The sequence below is a fragment of the Phenylobacterium sp. genome, assembly GCF_030693405.1.
Lineage (GTDB): Bacteria > Pseudomonadota > Alphaproteobacteria > Caulobacterales > Caulobacteraceae > Phenylobacterium.
Map to the genome: position 1 here is coordinate 1 of NZ_JAUYAW010000006.1, position 21,568 is coordinate 21,568.

At 68.8% G+C, this 21,568-nt stretch carries 15 protein-coding genes and 1 pseudogene; 7 read left to right on the top strand and 9 right to left on the bottom strand.

Annotation, left to right across the window (positions count from 1 at the left end; genetic code table 11):
• A pseudogene (locus Q8N19_RS00275) lies at nucleotides 1-647 on the top strand (acetate kinase); the annotation flags it as partial.
• A 63-nt stretch (nucleotides 648-710) separates the two neighbouring features.
• Here Q8N19_RS00275 and Q8N19_RS00280 read toward each other — a convergent pair.
• Nucleotides 711-1,358: an OmpW family protein gene (locus Q8N19_RS00280; RefSeq protein WP_305288135.1), complete on the bottom strand. Its 648-nt coding sequence runs from the start codon at nucleotides 1,356-1,358 to the stop codon at nucleotides 711-713.
• Between the two features lie 176 nt (nucleotides 1,359-1,534).
• Between Q8N19_RS00280 and Q8N19_RS00285 the strand changes: the two genes are divergently transcribed.
• The 5 genes from Q8N19_RS00285 (at nucleotide 1,535) to Q8N19_RS00305 (ending at nucleotide 9,590) form a co-directional block, all read left to right on the top strand.
• On the top strand, nucleotides 1,535-1,861 hold the full coding sequence (locus Q8N19_RS00285; RefSeq protein ID WP_305288133.1) for a hypothetical protein: 327 nt from the start codon (nucleotides 1,535-1,537) through the stop codon (nucleotides 1,859-1,861).
• 96 nt (nucleotides 1,862-1,957) lie between these two features.
• On the top strand, nucleotides 1,958-2,806 hold the full coding sequence (locus Q8N19_RS00290; RefSeq protein WP_305288130.1) for a universal stress protein: 849 nt from the start codon (nucleotides 1,958-1,960) through the stop codon (nucleotides 2,804-2,806).
• A gap of 132 nt (nucleotides 2,807-2,938) precedes the next feature.
• A complete protein-coding gene (locus tag Q8N19_RS00295; RefSeq protein ID WP_305288128.1) occupies nucleotides 2,939-4,738 on the top strand; it encodes an amidohydrolase family protein in 1,800 nt (599 codons plus the stop codon).
• 218 nt (nucleotides 4,739-4,956) lie between these two features.
• Nucleotides 4,957-7,992: a TonB-dependent siderophore receptor gene (locus Q8N19_RS00300; protein WP_305587660.1), complete on the top strand. Its 3,036-nt coding sequence runs from the start codon at nucleotides 4,957-4,959 to the stop codon at nucleotides 7,990-7,992.
• Between the two features lie 122 nt (nucleotides 7,993-8,114).
• Nucleotides 8,115-9,590 (top strand): amidohydrolase, encoded by a 1,476-nt coding sequence (locus Q8N19_RS00305; protein WP_305288124.1) that lies wholly within the window; start codon nucleotides 8,115-8,117, stop codon nucleotides 9,588-9,590.
• A gap of 17 nt (nucleotides 9,591-9,607) precedes the next feature.
• On the opposite strand, the gene Q8N19_RS00310 is transcribed toward Q8N19_RS00305, so the two are convergent.
• Complete coding sequence (locus Q8N19_RS00310) at nucleotides 9,608-10,552, bottom strand: iron-containing redox enzyme family protein (RefSeq protein ID WP_305587661.1); 945 nt, start codon at nucleotides 10,550-10,552, stop codon at nucleotides 9,608-9,610.
• A gap of 156 nt (nucleotides 10,553-10,708) precedes the next feature.
• Here Q8N19_RS00310 and Q8N19_RS00315 point away from each other — a divergent pair, with 156 nt between their 5' ends.
• Nucleotides 10,709-11,200: a flavodoxin family protein gene (locus Q8N19_RS00315; RefSeq protein WP_305288120.1), complete on the top strand. Its 492-nt coding sequence runs from the start codon at nucleotides 10,709-10,711 to the stop codon at nucleotides 11,198-11,200.
• On the opposite strand, the gene Q8N19_RS00320 is transcribed toward Q8N19_RS00315, so the two are convergent.
• From Q8N19_RS00320 to Q8N19_RS00350, 7 genes are read right to left on the bottom strand one after another with little or no spacing between them, the layout of a single operon-like run.
• On the bottom strand, nucleotides 11,194-13,068 hold the full coding sequence (locus Q8N19_RS00320) for a response regulator (RefSeq protein WP_305288119.1): 1,875 nt from the start codon (nucleotides 13,066-13,068) through the stop codon (nucleotides 11,194-11,196). The genes Q8N19_RS00315 and Q8N19_RS00320 overlap by 7 nt on opposite strands.
• Nucleotides 13,065-14,696, bottom strand: coding sequence for a response regulator (locus Q8N19_RS00325; RefSeq protein WP_305288117.1), 1,632 nt, complete (start codon nucleotides 14,694-14,696; stop codon nucleotides 13,065-13,067). The genes Q8N19_RS00320 and Q8N19_RS00325 overlap by 4 nt, the downstream gene beginning before the upstream one ends.
• Nucleotides 14,693-15,760: a chemotaxis-specific protein-glutamate methyltransferase CheB gene (gene cheB, locus Q8N19_RS00330; protein ID WP_305288115.1), complete on the bottom strand. Its 1,068-nt coding sequence runs from the start codon at nucleotides 15,758-15,760 to the stop codon at nucleotides 14,693-14,695. The genes Q8N19_RS00325 and cheB overlap by 4 nt, the downstream gene beginning before the upstream one ends.
• A complete protein-coding gene (locus Q8N19_RS00335; protein ID WP_305288113.1) occupies nucleotides 15,757-17,934 on the bottom strand; it encodes a response regulator in 2,178 nt (725 codons plus the stop codon). Before Q8N19_RS00335 ends, cheB begins: the two co-directional genes overlap by 4 nt.
• Nucleotides 17,935-17,943: 9 nt before the next feature.
• Entirely contained in the window at nucleotides 17,944-19,605 is a 1,662-nt protein-coding gene (locus tag Q8N19_RS00340) for a methyl-accepting chemotaxis protein (RefSeq protein WP_305587662.1), read from the bottom strand.
• 3 nt (nucleotides 19,606-19,608) lie between these two features.
• On the bottom strand, nucleotides 19,609-20,166 hold the full coding sequence (locus tag Q8N19_RS00345) for a chemotaxis protein CheW (RefSeq protein WP_305587663.1): 558 nt from the start codon (nucleotides 20,164-20,166) through the stop codon (nucleotides 19,609-19,611).
• Nucleotides 20,163-21,563 (bottom strand): protein-glutamate O-methyltransferase CheR, encoded by a 1,401-nt coding sequence (locus tag Q8N19_RS00350; protein ID WP_305587664.1) that lies wholly within the window; start codon nucleotides 21,561-21,563, stop codon nucleotides 20,163-20,165. The genes Q8N19_RS00345 and Q8N19_RS00350 overlap by 4 nt, the downstream gene beginning before the upstream one ends.
• Between the last annotated feature and the right edge of the window lie 5 nt (nucleotides 21,564-21,568).

The window sequence follows — 21,568 nt, forward strand, 5'->3', positions numbered from 1 at the left end:
TCCCTGGCCTGTCGTACGACTTCATCGCCGGCGAGCTTCGAGAGCGGTTCGGCTCAAACTGCGGCGGGCGGGTGATCGTCGCCCACCTGGGGAGCGGCGTGTCCCTCTGCGCCCTGGCCGATGGTGAGAGTCTGGCCACCACCATGGGCTTCTCGGCCCTGGATGGCCCGCCCATGGCCACCCGGTCGGGCAGTCTCGATCCTGGGGTTCTGCTCTACCTGATGGAAGATCGCGGCATGTCGGCCGCTTATCTCACCGACCTGCTCTATCGCCGGTCGGGCCTGCTCGGCGTGTCCGGGGAGAGCGGCGACATCAGAGTCCTGCTGGCCAGCGACCGTCCGGAGGCGCGGGAGGCCCTGGACCTGTTCGTCTATAGGCTGTCGCGGGAGATCGGCGGGCTGGCCGCCGCCCTGGGCGGGGTGGATCGCCTCGTCTTCACCGCCGGCGTCGGGGAAAACGCCGCGGCGATCCGCGAGGGCGTGCTGCGGGCCTGCGCCTGGCTGGGCGCCGAGCTCGACGCCGAGGCGAACCGGGCAGGCGCCGAGATCATCACCACCCCGGCCAGCCGCCTTCAGGGGCTCGTCCTGCCCACGGACGAACAGATCGTCATCGCCCGCGCCGCCAGGGTCCTGCTGCAGGACGGCTGAATGCGAAAAAGGCCCCAGCGGTGAAGCCGGGGCCTTTCCTTCAGTCTGCGTATGTCGCGCAGCTTAGAACTTGCAGCCGAAGCCCGCCGAGACGACCCACGGGTCCAGCTTCACCTTGGACTTCACGCCGTTACGGTTGTCGGTGGCGTCGGTCTCGAAGAACACCTTCTTCACATCGAGGTTGGCGCTCCAGGGACCGCTGACGGCCACGTCCACGCCCGCCTGCAGGGCGAAGCCGAAGCCGTTGTCGATGTCGAGGTCGAAGTTGTTCTTATCCGAGCCGTTGTAGAAGATCATGTAGTTCACGCCCGCGCCCACATAGGGGCTGACCTTGGCGGCCGGGGCGAAGTGATATTGCAGGGAGACCACCGGGGGGAGGACCCAGGTCTCCTTGACCTTCACGTCGGTGGCCGGACCCTTGGCGGTGACCGTGTGCTTGGTCGTGCCGGCGATCACTTCGACAGCGACATTGTCGGTGAAGAAGTAGCTCAGGCCGATGGTCGGCATCACATCGGCGTTCACCTCGGCCCGCAGGCCCGTCGCGGCGCCGGCCAGGGTGGTGATGGGGTCGCCGGCTTCCGGATCAACGGAGGTCACCCGGACATTGAGCATCGTGGTCCCGGCGCTCTTGGGCTGGAACTCCTGGGCCTGGGCGGCCCCGGCGAGGGTGAGGGCGAGGCCCGCGGCGAGAACGGCGGCGGTGGTTTTCATGACTATCCCCTTATTGACGGTATGACCGTGGCCGCGTGATGCGCCTGCGCGCTGAGGCCATCCTTGATCTGGCTCAAGCTTGAGCGGCAGGGGCGCTTCCAGGCATTTGATACGGGTCAAGGCGTCGCCCGGGGGAAGGGCGCCAGATGAGGCGCGCAACCCCAAGGAGCCGCCCCATGTCGAAGTCCATCAGCAAAGACCTCCGCGAAGACGTCAAGGATCTGCGGGAGAACATCGACGAGACCCTCGAGGATGTCGCCCGCGCCCTGCGATCGGCCGCCGAAAGCCTCTCGGAGGAGAGCGAGGAAGCCATCGCCAAGGCCGCCGTCGCGGTGCGCAAGGCCGCCGACGCCCTCTCGGAAAAGGCCAAACCCGCCAAGGCCATGGCCGACAAGGCTGTTCAGGAGGTGAAGGATCATCCCATTGTCTCGGCCGGGGCCGCCCTGACCGCTGCCGCCCTGCTGATCAGCCTGCTGGTGGCCGAGCGCCGCAAGAAGTCCTGAGCGAGCAGGGACCCCATCGGCTCGTCGACACCGCGCCTGCCCTCGACGACCCTGGTCGCGAGGGCAGGCGAAGCCTTGTTTCAATGGAGATTATCCATGCCTTACAAAGACATCCTTCTCCATCTTGAGTCCTATCCCGATGCCACGTCCGACCTGGCGCTGGAGCAGGGCGTCAGTCTGTGCGCGGCGCTCGGCGAACAGGTCACCGCCCTGGTCCCCCAGGTCTCGATTCCGCTGAAGACCAATCGCCTGGCCGATTTCGCCCTGAACCTCGGCGATATGGCTCGGGCGGAGGAGGGGCGCAGTCGCCAGAACGCCGCGCGTCTGCTCGAACAGTTCGAGCATCGCGCCACGGCGCTGGGGGTGTTCGGCGGCCGCCTGTCGCCCGAGGCCGAAGTGTTCCAGATCCCGGAACTCACCGCCCAGCTCGCCCGGACCCGGGATATCTGCGTCATCCCGTATGCCCGTGAGTCGACGGCCCATCAGGGGGTGGCGGAGGCGATGATCTTCGCCTCGGGCCGACCCGTCGTGGTCTTCCGGCCTAACGACGCCCGGCCCACCCAGACGGGTCTCGGAACCGTATTGATCGCGTGGGACGCCAGCCGATCGGCCGCCGCCGCCGTCGCCGCGGCGATGCCTGCCCTGACCTCGGCCCGCAAGGTGGTCGTCCTGACCGTGCTCAATGAAAAGGCGACCGCCAGGCCGGGCGCCCCGCAGGACCTGCTCCGCCACCTCGCCCGCCACGGGGTCATCGCCGAGGCCATGGAGTTCGATTCGGCCGGGGCGAAGATCGGTTCGGTCCTTGACCATGTCGCCTTGCGGACCGAAGCCGACCTCCTGGTCATGGGGGCGTTCGGTCACTCCCGGGCCAGGGAGTTCGTCCTGGGGGGCGCCACCCGCAGCGTGCTGGAGTCGCCGCCGGTCCCGGTGCTGCTCGCCCACTGACAAGTGCCGCTTTCGGCGGCGTGTGGGCGGGAAATGCGCCCTCACGTCGCGGTTTCTGGATTCAATCCTGGCCCTGGGATAAGCGACAGACGCCGCATCACAGGCGGCGACCAAGTGTGCGGGGCGCGTTTCGTGACCATCCAACCCATCTTCAAGTCTCTCGCTGTAGCCGCCGTCGGCTTCACCCTGGCGAGCGGCGCGGCCAGCGCCCCGGCGAAGGCAGAGACCGTGGCCATCGTCGGGGCCACCCTCTTTGACGCCACGGGCGCGGCGCCGCGGACGGCCGACGTGCTGATTCAGGATGGGCGGATCGCCGCCATCGGCGCCGGTCTGACCGTGCCGGCTGGCGCGGTGACCATCGATGGCCGCGGCAAGGCCCTGACCCCGGGCTTCTTCGACGTCCACACCCACTGGACGCCGAACGGCGCGCCCTATCAGACGCCGGCCATCGCCACGGCCTATGTGCAGGCTGGCGTCACCACGGTGAACGACTTTCACCAGCCCCCGGAATCCTACGAGCCCCGGCGTCGCTGGCTGTCGCAGCTGGCCTCGCCGCATGTGAACCTGACGGCGCGGATGAGCACGCCCGGCGGCCATGGGGCTGACTGGGGCGACACAACCACCACCAAGTGGGTCAACACCCCCGACGGCGCCCGGCACGAGGTCCGCCGGCTGGTTCCGTACGAGCCGGACCTCATCAAGGCCTTCGCCGACGGCTGGCGCTATGGCCTTTCGGCCGACAACACCTCAATGGATGTGGGCACGCTGAGCGCCCTGGTGGACGAGGCGCACAAGAATGACCTGAAGGTCGTCACACACACCGTAACGGTGGCGCGCGGCAAGGTGGCCGCCCGGGCCGGGGTGGATATCATCGTCCACAGCCTGCAGGACGGGCCGGTGGACCAGGAGGTCATCGACCTGATGAAGGCGTCGGGCACGGCCTACGCCCCGACGCTCGCGGTCTATGAGCCGGTCAAGCCCGGCCAGACCCCGCCGGACGACCTGAACAATCCGCGCTTCGTCCAGTCCAACGCCAAGTTCCAGTACGCCCTGCGCAATGTGAAGGCGTTGCATGACGCAGGGGTTCTGGTGGCGCTCGGCACCGACGCCGGCATGCCGGGCACGCCGCACGGGGTCGCGACTCTGCATGAGATGGAGTTGCTGGTTCAGGCCGGCTTCACGCCGGTGGAGGCCCTGATGGTCGCCACCGCCAACAGCGCCCGCGCCATGGGCGTCCTGGATGATCGTGGCACCATCGAAGTCGGCAAGCGCGCCGACCTGGTGCTGATCGACGGCGCGCCCTGGACCCACATCTCCGACGTCCGCAAGACCGAGCGGGTCTTCATCGACGGTCGTCAGGTGGTGGGGCCCGGGGTCGCCCTGCCGGCGGCCAACAGCCAGATGACCATGGCGCCCGCGCCCGCCCAGGCTCTGATTGACGACTTCGAAGGCGCGCCGGGCCGCACGGCCACAGGCGCCCTGCGGGTGCAGGACACCGACGGCGGTATGGACCGCAGCGTGCTGATCAGCCTCGTGGCGCCAGAGGCGGATGGCGACAACGCCCTGCGCCTGGCCGCACGGATGTCGGTCAAGGAAGACCCCCATACCGGCGTCATCCTCCCGCTCAGCCGCGGGTCGGTCCAGCCGGTCGACGCCCGCGCCTTCAAGGGGCTCGCTTTCGGCCTGAGGGGCGACGGAGGGCTCTACCGGGTGATGATTCGCACCGTGGGCGGCTGGTGGCAGACCGAGGTTGAGGCGGGTCCCGAGTGGGCCAGCTTCACCGTGCCCTTCTCGGATCTGCGGCCTGCGCCAGGCTGGCGGCGGGCTGAGACGCCCTGGACGGCCAGTGATCTGCTGGAAGTCCAGTTCGGCGGTGGTCGGGACGCCGGTGAGACCCTGTGGCTCGAGGTCGACGACGTCAGGTTCTACTGATCACTGATCACTGAGCGCCGATCGGCGAAATCCGTCCCGAACCGACCTAAAAGCCGTGAAATTGGGCGTGAATTGCCCCTTTTTGCGGCCGTGTGGCGAATGTGTGTCGGCCAGCGCCGTATAACGACGCTACACCGGCCCTGCCGTCTATTCGGCCGAGAGGATCTGGAGAACCGGGAAAACGTCGGTCTTCGGGTCGGGATCAAAAGGGGATCAACATGAACATCACCAACTGGGGGCGGCGCGGTCTGCTCGGGACGACTATGCTCTGCGCGCTCGGCGCCGGCGGAGCCTTCGCCCAGACGGCCGAAACCATGGTTGACGAGATCATCGTCGTCGGGTCGCAGGTGCAGGGGTCGCGGATTACTGATGCCGTGCCCGTCACCGTGCTCGGACAGGACGAACTGCAGGCGGTCGCCGCCGCCTCGGGCGACGAGCTGTTCCGCTCCATCCCGCAGATGGGCGATGTGAGCTTCAACTCCAGCTACCTGCCCAACTCCAGCAACAGCGCCCGGGGCGATGTGGGCTCGGTCAATCTGCGCAATCTGGGTGTCGGCAACACCTTGGTCCTTCTGAATGGCCGCCGGGTGGTGACCCACCCGTCCAGCCGCGCCGACGAGAACCTCGTTCCAGTCCTGACCTACAACACCAACGCCATCCCGGTGAACGGTCTCCAGCGCCTGGAAGTGCTGCGCGACGGCGCGGCGGCGCTCTACGGCTCGGACGCGGTGGCCGGCGTCGTCAACACGGTGCTGCGCACCGACTATGATGGTCTGACCCTGGACGCCCAGTACGGCGGCGCCGAGGGCACGGGCCTGCGCCAGACCGATCTGTCGGCCCTGTTCGGCCGCAATTTCGACCGCGGTAATGTCACGGTGTTCGCCAGCTACACCGACCGCACCGCCCTGGACGCCCTGGACCAGGACTATACCGCCTCCCTGGACCGCCGGCCGCTGTTCGCCGGTACGCGTTTTGACGGCGCCACCTCCTTGGACGCCCGCAGCACCGTCACCCCTTGGGGCTATTTCCAGGCCAGCGGTCCTGTGCGGCGCAACGGCGCCCTGGTGACATCGACCGCGGGCTTCTTCCACGTGCAGCCGACCACCTTCCCCGGCTGCGCGACGCCCACCAGCGGCGGGCTCTGCCTGGATGACGGCGCCATCGCCACGGCCGGCGTCGATCGCGATCTGCGCTTTGACTCGCCGGCAGCCTACAACACCACGGTGATCCCCGAGGTGGAGCGGGTGAATCTGTTCCTCACCGGCAACTACGACCTGACCGACGAGATCACGGGCTTTGGCGAGCTCGGCTACTACACCGCCACCACCAAGAGCCTGCAGACCTCCACCGGCACCCTGTCTTCGATGCCGATCACCATGCCGGCCTCGAGCTATTACAACCCGTTCGGCCCCACGACCTTCGCCAATGGGACGGTCAATCCGAACCGCCTGTCGGGCATCGACGCCCCGGCGAGCGGCCGTGATGTGACCATCCGCACCTACAACTTCTCCGACGCCGGGCCGACCTCGGTGGATGTAGAGAACTCTCAGTGGCGGGCCCTGGCCGGCCTGAGGGGCGAGCGGTTCGGCTTCAACTGGGAAGGCGCGATCCTCTATTCGAAGGCTGAGGTCGAGGACGTCTCGGACGGCATCAGCGCCACCCTGCTGCAACGTCAGCTCTCCCTGTCGACGCCGGACGCCTACAACCCGTTCAACGGGGCCAATCTGCAGAACACCAGCCTGGCTGATACCGCCCGGAGCAGCCAGGCCGCCCTGGACGCCATCCGGATCAAGACGGTCCGCCGCAACACCAGCTCGCTGGCCCTGGCGGACTTCAAGGTCTCGCGGCCGGACATCTTCACCCTGCCCGGCGGTGACGTCGGCATGGCGGTTGGCCTGGAATACCGTCGCGAGACCCAGAAGGACGACCGCGACGGCCGCGTGGACGGCACCATCAACTTCACCGACGTGGTCACCGGGACGGCCTATGCAGGCGACCTGATCGGCACCAGCCCGTCGCCGGACACCAGCGGCTCCCGGACCGTCGCCTCGGGCTTCATCGAGTTCGCCGTGCCGGTGATCTCGCCGGAGATGAACATCCCGCTGGTCCAGAGCGTGGAGATGCAGCTGGCCGGCCGCTTCGAGGACTTCAGCGACGCCGGCTCTGTCGCCAAGCCCAAGGTCGCGGTGGCCTGGGATGTGTTCGATGGGCTGCGCTTCCGCGGCTCCTGGGCCCAGGGCTTCAAGGCGCCCAACCTCGAACAGGTCAACGCCACCCTGGTGACCCGTTCCAACACCCGGACCGACTTCATCCGCTGCGAGGCGGATCTGCGGGCCGGGCGCATCGCCAACTTCGCGGCCTGCTCGCGGTCGGGCGCCACCACCGCGCAGCGGGCTGGCAACCAGGACCTGAAGCCCGAAGAGTCCGAGACCTGGGGGGCGGGCGTCGTCTTCGAACCCCAGTTCCTGCCGCCGGAAGTCGGGAACTTCATCTTCACGGTCGACTACTGGCGGGTGAAGCAGGAGGGCATCGTCGGCCTGTTCGGCGAGGGCAACGCCCTGATCCTCGACTACCTGCTGCGCACCCAGGGGACGAGTAACCCCGACGTGATCCGTGCGGCGCCCACCGCCGATGACGTGGCCGCCTTCGCCGGCACCAACCTGACCCCCGTGGGTCAGGTGCTGTTCGTCAACGACCAGTACCAGAACCTGCTGCCGCAGGAGGCTCGCGGCCTCGACATCGGCGTGGCCTGGAGCCTGAATGGCACGCGGTTCGGCGACTTCTCGGCCAGCTTCAATGCCGCCCATCTGATGAAGTTCTACCGCCAGCCGTCTCCGGCCATTCAGGAGCTCCTGGACGCCCAGGCGGCCGGCGCCATCAATCCCGGCGTCAACATCGCCGGCGGTGGCGACCTGATCCGCGACGAAGGTCGTCCGGACTGGAAATGGTCGGCCTCGGCCACCTGGCGCTACGAGCAGTTCACCCTGGGGGCCTTCACCCAGTATGTGGGCGATGTTCAGGACTTCGGCCTGATCGACGCGGCCGGCGATCCCTGGATCATCGACAGCCAGCTGACCGCCAATCTCTATGGTCAGTACGAGTTCACCGATGGCATGGCGGCCGATACCCGCCTGCGCGTTGGGGTGCGCAACCTGACCGACGAGAAGCCGCCACTGGCCTCGGACGGCTACCTGGGCGAGCTCTACACGCCCTACAGCCGCTATTGGTATGTGAGCGTGCGTAAGACCTTCTAGGTCGAGGGCGCGGGCGGCCTTCGGGGCGCCCGCGCCGACTTGCATCGGCCCGCCATCGGCAGAGGATGTCGGGTCAGCGGGGCTTGCCGCCCCTTGGTATCCCAGTCTTCCGGAGTTCGCCCATGCGCCGCGCCGCCTTCAAGATCGCCCTGATGGGCGCCGCCAGCCTGACCCTCATTCTGTCCGGATCCCCGGCCAGCGCCCAGGTGACTCCGCAGGACAAGCAGACCCTGATCGCGAGCGTCGAGAAGGGCGCGCCGCGCATGGCCGACGTGGCCCATCAGATCTGGGAGTTCGCCGAGGTCGGCTATCAGGAGACCAAGAGTTCGGCCCTGCTGCAGTCTGAACTGCGCAAGGCCGGCTTCTCGGTGGAGGCCGGTGTGGCCGGCATGCCCACAGCCTTCGTCGCCAGCTTCAAGAACGGCGATGGCCCCGTGATCGCTATCCTGGCTGAGTATGACGCCCTGCCGGGCCTCGCCCAGGAGGCCAAGCCTGAGCCGGCCCCGATCGCCGGCCAGATCGCGGGCCACGCCTGCGGTCACCACCTGTTCGGCGCGGCGTCGGTCGCCGCCGCCCAGAGCCTGGCGGCCTGGATGAAGGCCAACAATGTGGCTGGCGAGATCCGCGTCTATGGCACGCCGGCCGAGGAGGGGGGCTCGGGCAAGGTCTATATGGTCCGCGAGGGTCTGTTCTCCGACGTGGATGCGACCCTCCACTGGCACCCCAGCGACGGCAACAGCGCCGCCCAGAGCGTCTCGCTGGCCAACATCTCCGGCAAGTTCCGCTTCGCCGGCGCCTCGGCCCACGCGTCGGCGGCGCCCTTCCGTGGCCGCTCGGCCCTGGACGGGGTCGAGATCATGAATGTGGCGGTCAACTATCTGCGCGAGCACATCCCGGACGGGACTCGTATCCACTATGTCGTCACCGACGGCGGCGCAGCCCCGAACGTCGTTCCCGACAAGGCCGAGGTCTATTACTACGTCCGCCACACCGATCCTCAGATCGTCCGCGACGTCTTCGCCCGGATGCAGAAGGCCGCCGAAGGCGCGGCGCTCGCCACCGAAACCACGGGGAGCTTCGAGCAGACCGGGGGCGTCTACAACATGCTGGTGAACGACACCCTAGGCCAGGTCATGGACCAGGCCCTGCGCGAGGTCGGCCCGCCGGTCTGGAATGACCAGGAAAAGGCCTTCGCCGAGGCCATGAGCAAGCAGCTGCCGGCCGGTCGCAAGCCGACCCCGGCCAGCGAAATCAGGCCCTATTCCATTGGCGGCGGCGGCGGCGGATCTACCGACGTGGCCGATGTGAGTTGGGTGACGCCGACCGCGGGCATGGGCGCGGCGACCTGGGTGCCTGGGACCGCCGCCCACAGCTGGCAGGCTGTCGCCGCCGGCGGAACGAGCATTGGTTCAAAGGGGGCCGAGGTCGCAGCCAAGACCCTGGCCCTGGCCGGCGCGCGGCTTCTGCGGGAGCCCGCCCTGATCGAGACCGCCAAGGGCGAACTGCTTGAGCGACGCGGCGCGGACTTCACCTATGAGGCCATGGTCGGCGACCGGGCGCCGCCCCTCGATTACCGCAAGTCCTCCAAGGGGGATTGACCCCTCGCCAGGCTGGGTCAGGCCGACTCCTTGAGGAGAACGGTCTGAGCGGTGCGGGCGCCGGCCCACAGGAAGGCGCGATAGGCCTCGAAGCACTGCTCGCCACAGCGCAGGCGCATGATCGCGCCTTCGGCGATGGCGGGCAGCACCTCGGGGTGCTCCTGGGCCAGGGGCATGAGCGCCTCGGCGTTCCAGGCCTTGGAATGCTCGACGTCCAGAACCGCGTGCAGATCGAAATACTTGCGCAGCTTTGGCGACACGCCCAGCCGCTTGAGGCCGGCGGCCACCGACGCCACCCGGGTCGGCGCGGTCAGTTCCACGACGCCCAGGGCGCCCACGGAGTGATAGGCGTATCGTCGGGTGGCGGCGAAGGCGGTCATGGTGTTGGCGAGCGCCAGGGACTGCCAGAGCGTGCCCTCGATGGTCGGCGCGAGCTCCAGGCCCTGCACGGTCATGTCGAGCATCGGCCCGTGCATGCCGCCCATATTTCCGCGGCCCATCTCGTCCCAGTAGTTGCGGGCCAGCTCAAGCTTGGGTCGGGCCGGCAGCTTAACCTGGGTCAGGGCGACCAGATCATCGAACCCCGCCTCGCCGGCGGCTTCCTGTGTCAGGAACCAGGAGATCTGTTCCAGGTCGGCTTCAGTGGCGAGCCAGTCGAACAGCGGGTCCCACTGGCCGGGACCGTTGTCCTTCAGGCCCTCGAACCAGGCGATGAAGCCCGCGGGATCTGTCGGGACCTGCGCCACCTCGTCCTGGACCCGGGCGCGGAAGGCTTCGATGAACTCGCCTTCCTTCTGCTGCATCCGCAGGTCGCGGTTCAGCTCCAGCCGCCAGTCATTGCGCGGCGTGGAGGGCGAAAGGCGGCTGCGGTTCCACCGCGCTAGCCCCCGATGGAGGCTGTTGGGGTCCGAAAAGCCGGCTGCGGGGGCGCTTTGCAGGCCCAAGCCCTGGATCATGGCCATGGAAATCTCCTGTTGGTGGGAGAAAGTCTCAGACCGCCCGCCGGGTTCCGGCCCTGACGTGGCTCGGTGGAAAATTCAGCGGCCACGCTGGGTCAGCTTGAAGGGCGGCGGCCTGCTGGCCTGTGTGAGCATGGCGATGTCGCCTATGCTGCCCCTATGAAGTTGCTGCTGATCGTCTATCACTCGCGTACCGGCGGTTCGCGCCAGATCGCCCAAGCTGCCGAGGCCGCCGCCCGCGAGACGGGGGAGGCGCGGGTCCAGGTCCTTGAGGCGACCGAGGCCGGGCCAGATGACCTTCTTCAGGCCGACGGTTACCTGTTCGTCTGTCCGGAGAACCTGGCGGCGATCTCCGGTGAGATGAAGGCCTTCTTCGACCGCGCCTATTATCCCGTGCTGGGGCGCATCGAGGGCCGGCCTTACGCCCTAATGGTCTGCGCCGGCAGCGATGGGGAAAACGCGGTTCGTCAGATGGCGCGGATCGCCACCGGTTGGCGGCTGAAGGCCGTGGCCGAACCGATCATCGTCTGCACCCACGCCCAGACGCCTGAGGCGATCCTGGCGGAGAAGCAGATCGCGCCGGCCGAGCTGGCAAGGTGCGGCGAACTCGGCGCAGCCCTGGCGGCAGGCCTCGCGATGGGGATCTACTGAGCCCAGGCCCGGGCGAGGGCGGCCTGCAGGGTGGCGTTGCTGAACGGCTTGTGGACCAGGGCGATGTCGCCGGGCACCTCAACGTCGAAATAGCCGGTGATGAGGATGATCGGCAGGTCCGACCCGTCCGCCCGAGCACGTCGGGCGAACTCGACGCCGTTTACGCCGGGCATGGCGAAGTCCACCAGGGCGAGGTCAAACGGCCCGCCCTCCCGGAGCAGGCGCAGCGCGGCGTCTGCGCCGTCCGCCTCGACGACGTCATGGCCGCAGTCCCGCAGGAATCCCGCGGTCACCGCACGCACAGGGGGCTCGTCGTCGACCACCAGAATGCGCCGTCCGGACCGCTCCTGGTCGGCCGCGCTCTTTTCCGGCGCCGGAGTCACCTCGAGGGCCGCGATCACCGCCCGGGGCAGATAGATCTTCACCTCAGTGCCCTGGCCCGGCTCGCTGCAGATTTCCAGGGCGCCGCCAGAGCGCTGAGCGAAGCCGTAGGCCATGGGCAGGCCAAGACCGGTGCCCTTGCCCACGGGCTTGGTGGTGAAGAAGGGTTCAAGGACGCGAGCCAGCACCTCCGGCGTCATGCCGGCGCCGGTGTCATGGACTGAGATCACAGCATAGTCGCCCGCCGCAAGGTCGAGCTGCGGCTCCGGCGCGGCGAGGGTCTGGTTCCAGGCCGATATGGTGATCCGCCCGCCATCAGGCATGGCGTCGCGGGCGTTGACCGCGAGGTTCAGAATGGCGAGTTCCAACTGGTCAGGCTCAATGGCCGACCGCCACAGGCCGTCAGCAAGGTTCCAGCTGATCCGCGCGCCTCCGCCCAGGGTGCGCTCGACCAGGTCCTTGGTCTCGGAGAGGATTTCGGCCAGGTCCACCACCTCGGCCCCGCGGCTCTCGGTCTGCCGGCTGAAACCCAGCAGGCGCTGGGTCAGGGTCGCGCCCTTCTGAGCGGCCAGGGTGGCGTTGTCCAAGTAGCGGCGCAGGGCCGCCTCATCACCCATGCGGCGGGTGGCCAGTTCGAGACTGCCGATGATGGCGGTCAGCAGATTGTTGAAGTCGTGCGCCACGCCGCCCGCCAGGGTGCCCAGGGCCCGCAGCTTGTCGGATTGGCGAAGCTGCATTTCGGCCAGCTTCTCGTCGGTGACGTCCCGCTCGACGACCACCAGGTGGCGGACCTCCCCGGCGGGGTCATGCACCGGCACGATGGCCGTCTCCAGCCACTGGGTCCCGACCTCGGTCTCCCGCTCGTCCAGCACCTCGACGGTCTCGCCCCGGGCCAGCGCCAGGGCCTCGGCGTCGGCGCGGCCGGAGCCGCCGAGCTCGGACTCGGTCTTGCCGACACCCGTCTTGGCGCCCAGACCCAGCGCCAGGGCCTTGCGTTCATTGATGCGCACGTACCGGCCCTCGCGATCCTTGACCGCAACCGCGGCGGGCAGGTGGGCCATGAGCCCGCGCAGCAGGGAACGTTCCTCGTTCAGCGCCCGGCGAAGCTGGTGGCGCTCGGCGGCCGACGAGACCATGGCCCGCAAGGCCTCGGGGTCCCAGGGCTTGGCGGCGTAGCCGACGATCCCGCCCTTGTTCAGGGCGGCGGTGATGGAACTGAGATCGGCATAGCCGGTCAGCAGGATGGCCTCAGCCTCCGACAGGCGTCTGGCCTGGCCCAGGAAGACGTCGCCGGTCATTTCCGGCATGCGCTGGTCGGAGACGATCACGGCCACATCCGGCTCGCGCGACAGGATCTCGAGCGCCTCGGCGCCGCCATTGGCGGCCAGGACCTGGAAGCTGTCCTCCAGCAGGTCTGCGAGCGCCACCAGGATATCGGGCTCGTCATCGACCAGGAGGATCAGAGGCGGTGGAGAGAGGGCGTTCATGCCTGGGGGTCCACGGGCAACTCGATCACGAAGCGCGCGCCGCCGAGGGGCCCGCTGTCCACCGTGATCTCGCCTTTGTGGGCGCGGACGACGGCATAGGCAATGGCCAGGCCCAGCCCCGTGCCGTCCCCCACCGGCTTGGTGGTGAAGAAGGGTTCGAAGATGCGGTCGCGGACCGCCTCTGGCACGCCGGGGCCTGAATCATTGATCTCGATCCGGTAGCCGCCATCGCGCTCCTCGGTGGAGACCTCAATGACGCCGGCGCCGCCCAGGGCGTCGGCCGCGTTGGACAGGATGTTCATGACCACCTGGTTCAATAGGGCCGGCGAGGCGGTGAGCTGTGGCCTGGCCCTTAGGTCCCGGCGAACCTCTATGGCGCCCATCTTGGGGCCAAGCAGAGCCAGGACCGTCTCAATAGCGTCGGGGACGTCAAGCTGCTGGCTGTCGGCTTCGTCCAGGCGGGAGAACTTCCGCAGGTTCATCACCAGGCTCTGGATGCGCTGCAGACCCATCCGCATGGCGCCGAGCCGGTCCGTCATCTTGGCCAGGGCTGCGGGATTGGAGTCGTCCGGAGCCTCCGCCAATTGCCGCGCCAGCCGCTCGACCGTGTTCTGGTGGCCCAGAATGAAGGCCAGGGGATTGTTGATCTCATGGGCGATGCCGGCGACCAGCTCCCCCAGGGAGGCCATCTTGGCGGACTGGACCAGCTGGGCCTGCGCCTGACGCAGTTGCTGGTTGGCGGCCTCCAGCTCCGCGTTGGCGCGGGACAGCTCGTCGGCTGCGGCGGCCCGGGCGTCCGCCTCTTCGGAGCGCCGGGTTTCCTCGGCCAGCAGTCTGCGCCGCACCAGGGCGCGCACCCGCATGCGCAGGACCTCGTCCTCGTCGGTACTGGCGGTGACATCGTCGGCGCCGGCGTCGAAGGCCGCAGCCAGGGCGTGGGGATCGCCGGCGCCCGGTCCGATGACGACAATCTGGAAGGGCAGGGACATGCGCTCGCGCTGACGATCCAGTCTGCGGCACAGATCCAGGCCGTCCAGACTTGCGCCTGTGGCGGGCATGACGATGCAGTCGATCTGGTCATTGGCGGCCGCCATGGCCGTCGTCGCATCCGGCGCCTCGCTCACCTCATAGCCGACCTGGGCCAGGACGGCGCCCAGCTTGATCCGCTGGGTGGCGCTGTCGTGCACGATCATCACCCGGGCCGGGCGGAAGCCCGCGTCGGCGGCTGTCTCGCTGGCCGCCATCCGACCCCGGCGCAGCAGGGCGCGAAGCCTGGCCAGCATGACATCCATGTCGGCGGACTTGGACACATAGGCGTCCGCCCCGCTCTCCAGGCCCTGGCGCTCCAGATCCTGCTCCCTGGCGCTGGTCAGCATGAGCAGGGGCAGGGTGCGGGTCCGGCGGTTCAGGCGCAGCTGCCGCGACAGCTCGCGTCCATCCATGCCAGGCAGGTGAAAGTCGGCCACGACCAGGTCCGGGAGGGGCCCGTTCAGCCTCTCCAGGGCGGCCTCGGCGCTGGTGACGGTCTGCACCGTATAGCCCTCGGCCTCCAGGCGGCCGCGCAGGGCCAGGGCCTGGGTCTCCGAATCTTCCACCACGAGAACCTTGGCGTGCGGATGGGGGCTCATGGACGCCCCTTGCCGGACAGCTGGAGGATGCGAGGTCCGATCAGGTCAAGAGGCAGAATGTCCCGGGCCGCTCGCAGGCGCACGGCGGCGGCGGGCATGCCGTTCACCACCGCAGTGCTGGCATGCTCGGCGATGGTGTGGGCGCCCCCCTGGCTCAGACGGGACATGCCCTGGGCCCCGTCTTCCCCCATGCCGGTCAGCAGGGCGGCGACCGTGCGGGTAGGCGCGGCCTCGGCCAGGGCGCCGAACAGCACATTGGCCGACGGTCGCTGTCCGCCCACCGGCGGGGCCTGGGTGATGCGCATGACGCCGGAGCTGCGGATGGCCAGGTGGGAGTCCCCCGGCGCCACATAGACGCAGCTGGGCTCAGCCAACACCCCGTCCTGCGCCAGGACCACCGGCATGGCGCAAAGGCCGTCCAGCCACTTGGCGAAACCCTCCATGAAGGCCGCGCCCATATGCTGGACGAGCAGAACTGGCGCGGGGAAGTTCGAGGGCAGGGCGCCCAACACCTTGGCCAGGGCGGGCGGCCCGCCGGTGGAGGCCGCCAGCGCCAGGAAGTCCAGCCGCTCGAATGCGCCCGGGACGACCGGCCGGGTCTCGGTTCGCTCATCCCGCGGCGCCCCGATGCTGCGGCGACGGATCACCGGAACACTGCTCATGATGAACAGCTGGGTGCAGATGGTCTCGGCCAGTCGCTCGTAGCTGGCGTTGCTGGGCCCCGCGGGCTTCTCCACTACGGTCAGCGCCCCGGCCCGCAGGGCGTTCATGGAGATCCGCAGGGAGGCGTCCTCCACCGCGTCGGCGATGACCACGATCGGCGTGGGGTTGTCGGCCATGATCCGGGCCGTGGCCTCCAGGCCGTCCATGCCCGGCAGCCGGATGTCCATGGAGATCACATCGGGGCGGACCCGCGGGATTTCGGCCAGGGCGTCTTCAGCCGAGGCGACAGCGGCGGCCACGACGAACCTCGGGTCCCGGCCGATGATATGGGTCAGCAGCTGGCGAACGACGAGGGAGTCCTCGACGATCATCACCCGGACAGGCGCGCGGCCTTGATTCACAGGATGCGCCCGATGGTGGCCAGCAGTTCCCGTTGGTCGAACTTCTGCTTGGTGATGTAGGCCTCGGCGCCCAGGTCCAGCCCCCGGCGCACATCGGCCTCGTCGTCGCGAGAGGTCATCAGGATGACCGGCAGGCGCGCCAGCCCGGCGTCGGCCTTGATCGCCTGGAGCAGGGAGAAGCCGTCCATGCGCGGCATCTCGATGTCAGCGACCACCAGATCGATCACAGTGTCGGACGAGCGCAGGGTGTTCAGGGCGTCCACCCCGTCCACCGCCAGCAGGACGCGATAGCCCTGGGCTTCCAGAATGCTCTTCTCGAGGGTGCGCGTGGTGATGGAATCGTCCACCACCAGAACCGTCCGAACCTGCCGGGCTTCGGTTTCCTTGGGGGCGAGCCCCAGCGCCGAAGCGGACAGCCGCCGCGCGTTCCTCAGCCAGCGGTCGATCAGCGCTTCTGGATTGAGGACCAGCAAGGGTCGGTCCTCGTCCAGGATCGCCGCCCCCAGGGTCAGGCCCGGGGCGATACGGCTGTCATCCAGATCCTGAACAGTGAGCTCACGCACATCGACGATCTCGTCGACGGCCAGCAGCAGGTGTCGATCCCCCCGGTGAATGAGGATCATCGGCGCTGCGGCGCCGGGCGCCGGCGGTTCGAGCACGGCGTTGTTGAGGAGGGCGTTCAACGGGATCACGGGCGTGACAATGTCCGACCCGTCGATTTGTATCCGCGCGCTGGGCACGCCTTCGACGATTTCCAGTTCACCGCTTCTCAGACGCAACAGGGAGCGGACAGCGAAGCTGGGGAGGCCAAACAGAGCGCCGCCGGCCTCGACAGCCACCAGGGTCTGCCGAGCGGCCGACAAGGGCGCCGACAGGATGACCTCGGCGCCGAAGGGACTGCGGGCTCGCAGGCGGGCCGAGCCGCCGAGGGCTGCGAGGGATTGCCCCACCGCCGACAGGCCCATGCCGCGGCCCGACAGCCGATCCACCGCCTTGGCGGCGGAGACTCCGGGCTCGAACGCCAGGGCAAGGATTTCGTCAGGGTGGCGGGAGCCGTCATCAGGCGACAGGAGCCCGCGGGCGATAGCGGCGGCCTCGATCCGGGCCAGGTCGGGACCTGGCCCATCATCGGCGATCCGGACTTCCAGACGACCGCCCCGGGCCCGGGCCTGCAGGGTTACGTGCAGGCGCTCGGACTTGCCGGCCGCCTTGCGAACTTCCGCCGCCTCGGCCCCGTGGCTGACGGCGTTGCGCAACAGGTGGATGATCGGCTCGCGCAGAGCCTGGAGCACGCGACGCTCGGCGCGAACCTCGAGGCCTTCGGTGCGGACCTCTACGTCCTGACCCTGGTCGCGGCCCAGGTCCCTGACCATGCGGCCAAGATCGCCCAACAGGCTCTCAGCCGGCGCCAGGGCGATTTCGTCGATCTGTTCGCGCAGCACGGCCAGGCTCTCGCCCACGGCCCAGTTGGCCCGGGACTGACGCCGGGCGAGTTCGCCAAGATCGCGGGTCAGGGTCTGCAGGGCATGTTCAAAGGCGACTGCCCGGTTGGAGGTCCGGCCCTCGCCGCCGCGGGCCCGCATGTCGCGCCACAGGCGTTCCAGCTGACTGGCCTCACGTCGCAGGCGCTGGGTCAGCTCCACCTGGGCGGCCTCGATCTGGACCTCGCTGGACAGGTGGTGCAGGGCCTCGTTCAGGCGTTCGCCAAGTTCGGCGTCCACCCGCACATATTCGGGCGAGCGGTCCGACGCGGGCGCCGCGGTCGGCTCAACCCGCTCGACCGGCTCGCTTGGCTTGACCGGCGCCGGCTGCGCGACCTGCGCGCCCAGCGCCTGCAGGGCCCGGCTTGCGTCGGGCAGGGGGGCGCCATCGCGCTGCGCGGCCGCCTGGGCTTCGATGGCGTCCAGGCCGAGATGGATGAGATCTACCGTGGCGGCGTCAAGGACTGACCCGTCGTCGATCACCTGGGCCAGCCGCTCCTCCAGCCGGTGGGCCAGATGCTCCACGACCTCCAGGTCCACCGCCCGGGCTGCGCCCTTCAGGCTGTGCAGGCGGCGGAACACCTCACGCAGGTCCGCCTCGGCCGGCGCGGCCAGGGACCGACGCACCGATTCGAGGTGCTCGCGGTGTTCGATATCGAACGCCGCCAGGAGCTGGGCGCGGAGGTCAGCCACGGTCCGCGATCAGACCCGGTAGCGTTCAGCCAGACCCAGCAGCTGCTGGGACAGGCTCGTGAGGTTGCCGGCGGCTTCTTCCAGCTGGCGGGTGCCGACGGCGGTCTGCTGGCTGGCCTGGCGGATGTTCTGCAGAGCGCCCATGACCTGTTCGATGCCCAGCTGCTGCTGGTTGGTGGAGGCGACGATCTGCTGGAAGGTCTGGACGCTTTCCTGCACCCGGCCGGTGATCTCGGTGATGGTGCGCTGGGTGGTGTCGGTGCGCTCCTTGCCCGCGGCCACTCGCTTGACGGCCTCCTCGGTGAGCATGACCGAGGAATTGATCCCTCGCTGAATGTCCCCAAGGATCGAGCGGACCTGGTTGGTGGCGTCCTTGGCCTGATCGGCCAGCAGCTTCATCTCCGACGCCACGACCGAGAAACTGCGACCGTTCTCGCCGGCGGCGGCGGCCTCGATGGCGGCGTTGAGCGCCAGCAGGTGCGAGCGTTCGGAGATGTCGTTCACGGTCGAAATGATGTCGCCGATGGCCTGGGTCTTCTCGCTGAGGGCCACGATGTTCTCGGCCACGGCCTCGGCCTGATCGCGGATGGAATCCATGGCCCGGGCGGTCTCGTCCACCGCGCGCAGGCCTTCATTGCTGGTCTGGGCGGTGGCCTGGGCCGAGGCGATGACCTCCTGGGCGCGCTTGCCGATCTGGGCGCCGGAGTGGGTGATCTCGTCGACCGTGGCGGCGGTTTCCTGCACCGCGGCCAGCTGTTCCTCGACGCTGGCGGCCTGCTCCTGGGACGAGGCGCGGATCTCGGCGGTCGCGGCGTTCAGGTTCTCGGTGGCTTCGCGGTTCTGGCGGGCCAGGTCGCGCAGGCCGTCGACCATGACGTTGAGGGTTGCGCCGAGCCGGCCGATCTCGTCGGAGCTGGTGAGCTCGGTGTGCCGGGTCAGGTCGCCCTGGCCGACCCGCTCGACGAAGGCCATGAAGCTGTTCAGCGGGGTGATGATCGACTTGCGGATCAGATAGGCCACAGCCATGGCGATGCCCACCGCCAGGACCAGCCCGATCAGGTTGAAGAGGCGGCTCTGCTGGTACACGGCGTCGACCCGCTGCTGGCCGAGCTCAATCGCCTGATCGAGGGAGGCGCTGGCGCGGGCCATCTCCTGCTGGAAAGCCGCGCGGGGTCCCTGAAGACCTTCCCGCTGGCTTTGACCCGCGGTCATGTCCCCCCGGGCCATGGCCTGGAAGGCGACCAGGTCACGCTGGCGCAGATCGGTCAGGATCGCCCGGGCGCGGGTCAGGGACTGGCTGATCTCGCCCCAAGCCTTGGCCCGCTCGCTGGTGATGGCGGTCGCCTGATAGTTGGTCGCCTGGGTGATGGCCTGATCCAGGCTCTGGATCGCCGTGGCCTCCGCGCGGCGCCAGTCGGCCGATGCGCCGTCGGGGCTCGGGCCCATTACGCCCATGGCGTGGTCCGCAAAATCGGCCTCGGTCGCCGCCTCGAGTTGATGCTGTGCGGTCTGTACGTCTGTGAGCTGCCGGACAAAGGCCAAGTCTCGGGTGACGATGCGGGAGGTTTCCGACCGGACCTCGCCGATCTGCGACAGGCCCAGGGCGCCCAGGGCGATCACCAGGATGATGACGGCGATGAAGCCGAGCAGGATTCGATTGGCGATACTCACGGGTCAGGCTCCCACAGACGCGTCGCCGGCCAGCAGGGCGGTGACGGAAAGGATGACGAGGGTCTTGGCGTTGTCGTCTCCCGCGCTCACCACGAGGGCGCGTTGCGGGTGATCGGGATCAGGTCGCACCTGGGCGGCCAGGGGGCGTTCGGCTAGCCGCAGGGCGATGTCGCGCCGGCCGTTGAGCATGACGAGATAGCCGTCCGCCTCTTGCGGCGGCGGGGCGCCCAGCAGGGCGCCCAGGTCGAGCACCTGGCGGACCCGACCGTTGTCCGCCACCAGTCCCATGACGGTGCCGGCGCCAGCCACGCCGGTCCGGCCAAGCCGCTCCAGGGGCCGCAGACTGGCGACCTCGGCCATTGGAAGGCCGTAGAGGTTTCCCCCCATGGGACAGAGCAGGACCCTCATGGCTTCGGTCACCGAGACGTCGGCGGCGGTGGCTTCGGGCGCCGCCAGCCGGCGCGCCCGGTCGTCCAGGATCTGTCGGGCACGAGGCGACTCGGTGGCCCGAACCGGCCTTTCGCCGCGAGGGCGAGCAGTCTTTGGCTTGCTCTGGCTCATCGGCGCCCGCTCCCATCCTTCTCAAGCTGCAACCTGGCGAGTTCGCGCAGGTCGCCGGCCCTGAGCCCATCCCCTTCGCACAGGGGCGAGGTCGGGCTCAAGCTCGCGGCCAGACGGGCGACCGCCGCCAGGGCGCGACGTCCGGCCTCCTGATCGCCGCGTTCGAGCCGCACCAGCCCCAGGTGATACTGGGCCATGAGGAAGGTTCCATCCAGATAGACCGCCCGGCGAAGGGCGTCCTCGGCCTCATCCAGCCGGCCCTGAGCCTGGAAGATGAGACCCAGATAGAAGTAGGCCGCGGGCTCAGCGGACATCTCCGCGAGGGCCTCCTGGCACAGCGCTTCAGCCTCGGCGAAACGCCCCAGGTTGGCCAGGATACGGATGTCGGCCAGGCGCGCTGGACGGGCTTGGGGGGGCAGGGCCGGCGGCGGCGGGGTGGACCTCGGCGCGGGCGGCGGCAGGGGCAGGATCTCAAGCGGTGGCGGCAGCTCAGCCACGAACTCCGGGACCGGCGTCCAGCCGGTTTCCGGCGCGGGCGAAGGCTCCTCCCCCAGGGTGCGGCGGCGGTAGGCGACAGCGCCCGGCAGGGTGATGGTCCGCACATGGGCTTCGAACCCGGGATTGGGCTCGGCATGCCCAACCAGCAGCCAGCCCTCGTCCCCCAGACGCTGAGCCAGGGCGCCGATCACGGCGTTCATCGCCTCTGGATGGAAGTAGATCAGGACATTACGGCACAGGATCAGATCGAAGTCCGTCAGGTCCAGCGGCGCCGCCGCCCCCAGCAGGTCCAGCAGGTTGCCGTACTGGAACCGGACCAGGCTGCGGAACCGCGGTCGCAGCCGCCAGGTGCGCTCATCCTGGATGAACCAGGCGCGTTTCTGCTCGGCTGAGAGCGACCGCAGCGCCCAGGCCCCGAAGCTCGCCGTCCGGGCGGCCTCCAGGGCCGCTTCGTTGATGTCGGTGCCCAGGATGGTGAGGCGCCAGTCGGCGATCTGATCCCCCAGGAGCTCCGCCAGAAGAATGGCCACCGAATAGGGCTCAGCGCCGGTGGCGCAGCCGGCGCTCCAGATCCGCAGCCTCTTCGAATGGGCGTGGCGGGCGATCAATTCGGGGAGAATATGCGCCTTTAGAGCCGTAAATTGCTCCACATAGCGCAGGAAATAGGTCTCCCCGACCGTGATTTCCCCCTCCAGCCGCCGCCATTCGGCAGGGCCGGCCCCGGGATCGTCGAGCAGACGGACATAGGCCTCGACGTCTTCCAGCCGCACGGCCGCCAGCCGTCGGCGGACCCGGTCCCACAGGACGTCATCCTTGTCGGCGTAGTAGAAATGACCGGTCCGGGCGATGACCTCGGCCTTCAGTCGCCAGAAGGGGTGGCCCGGGGCGAAGACCGGCACGGCGG

Excerpts from the sequence above, each read along its gene's own strand:
- Q8N19_RS00280 (WP_305288135.1), bottom strand. The coding sequence starts at position 1,358 with ATGAAAACCACCGCCGCCGTTCTCGCCGCGGGCCTCGCCCTCACCCTC.
- Q8N19_RS00285 (WP_305288133.1), top strand. The coding sequence starts at position 1,535 with ATGTCGAAGTCCATCAGCAAAGACCTCCGCGAAGACGTCAAGGATCTG.
- Q8N19_RS00290 (WP_305288130.1), top strand. The coding sequence starts at position 1,958 with ATGCCTTACAAAGACATCCTTCTCCATCTTGAGTCCTATCCCGATGCC.
- Q8N19_RS00300 (WP_305587660.1), top strand. The coding sequence starts at position 4,957 with ATGAACATCACCAACTGGGGGCGGCGCGGTCTGCTCGGGACGACTATG.
- Q8N19_RS00305 (WP_305288124.1), top strand. The coding sequence starts at position 8,115 with ATGCGCCGCGCCGCCTTCAAGATCGCCCTGATGGGCGCCGCCAGCCTG.
- Q8N19_RS00310 (WP_305587661.1), bottom strand. The coding sequence starts at position 10,552 with ATGGCCATGATCCAGGGCTTGGGCCTGCAAAGCGCCCCCGCAGCCGGC.
- Q8N19_RS00315 (WP_305288120.1), top strand. The coding sequence starts at position 10,709 with ATGAAGTTGCTGCTGATCGTCTATCACTCGCGTACCGGCGGTTCGCGC.
- Q8N19_RS00320 (WP_305288119.1), bottom strand. The coding sequence starts at position 13,068 with ATGAACGCCCTCTCTCCACCGCCTCTGATCCTCCTGGTCGATGACGAG.
- Q8N19_RS00325 (WP_305288117.1), bottom strand. The coding sequence starts at position 14,696 with ATGAGCCCCCATCCGCACGCCAAGGTTCTCGTGGTGGAAGATTCGGAG.
- Q8N19_RS00345 (WP_305587663.1), bottom strand. The coding sequence starts at position 20,166 with ATGAGCCAGAGCAAGCCAAAGACTGCTCGCCCTCGCGGCGAAAGGCCG.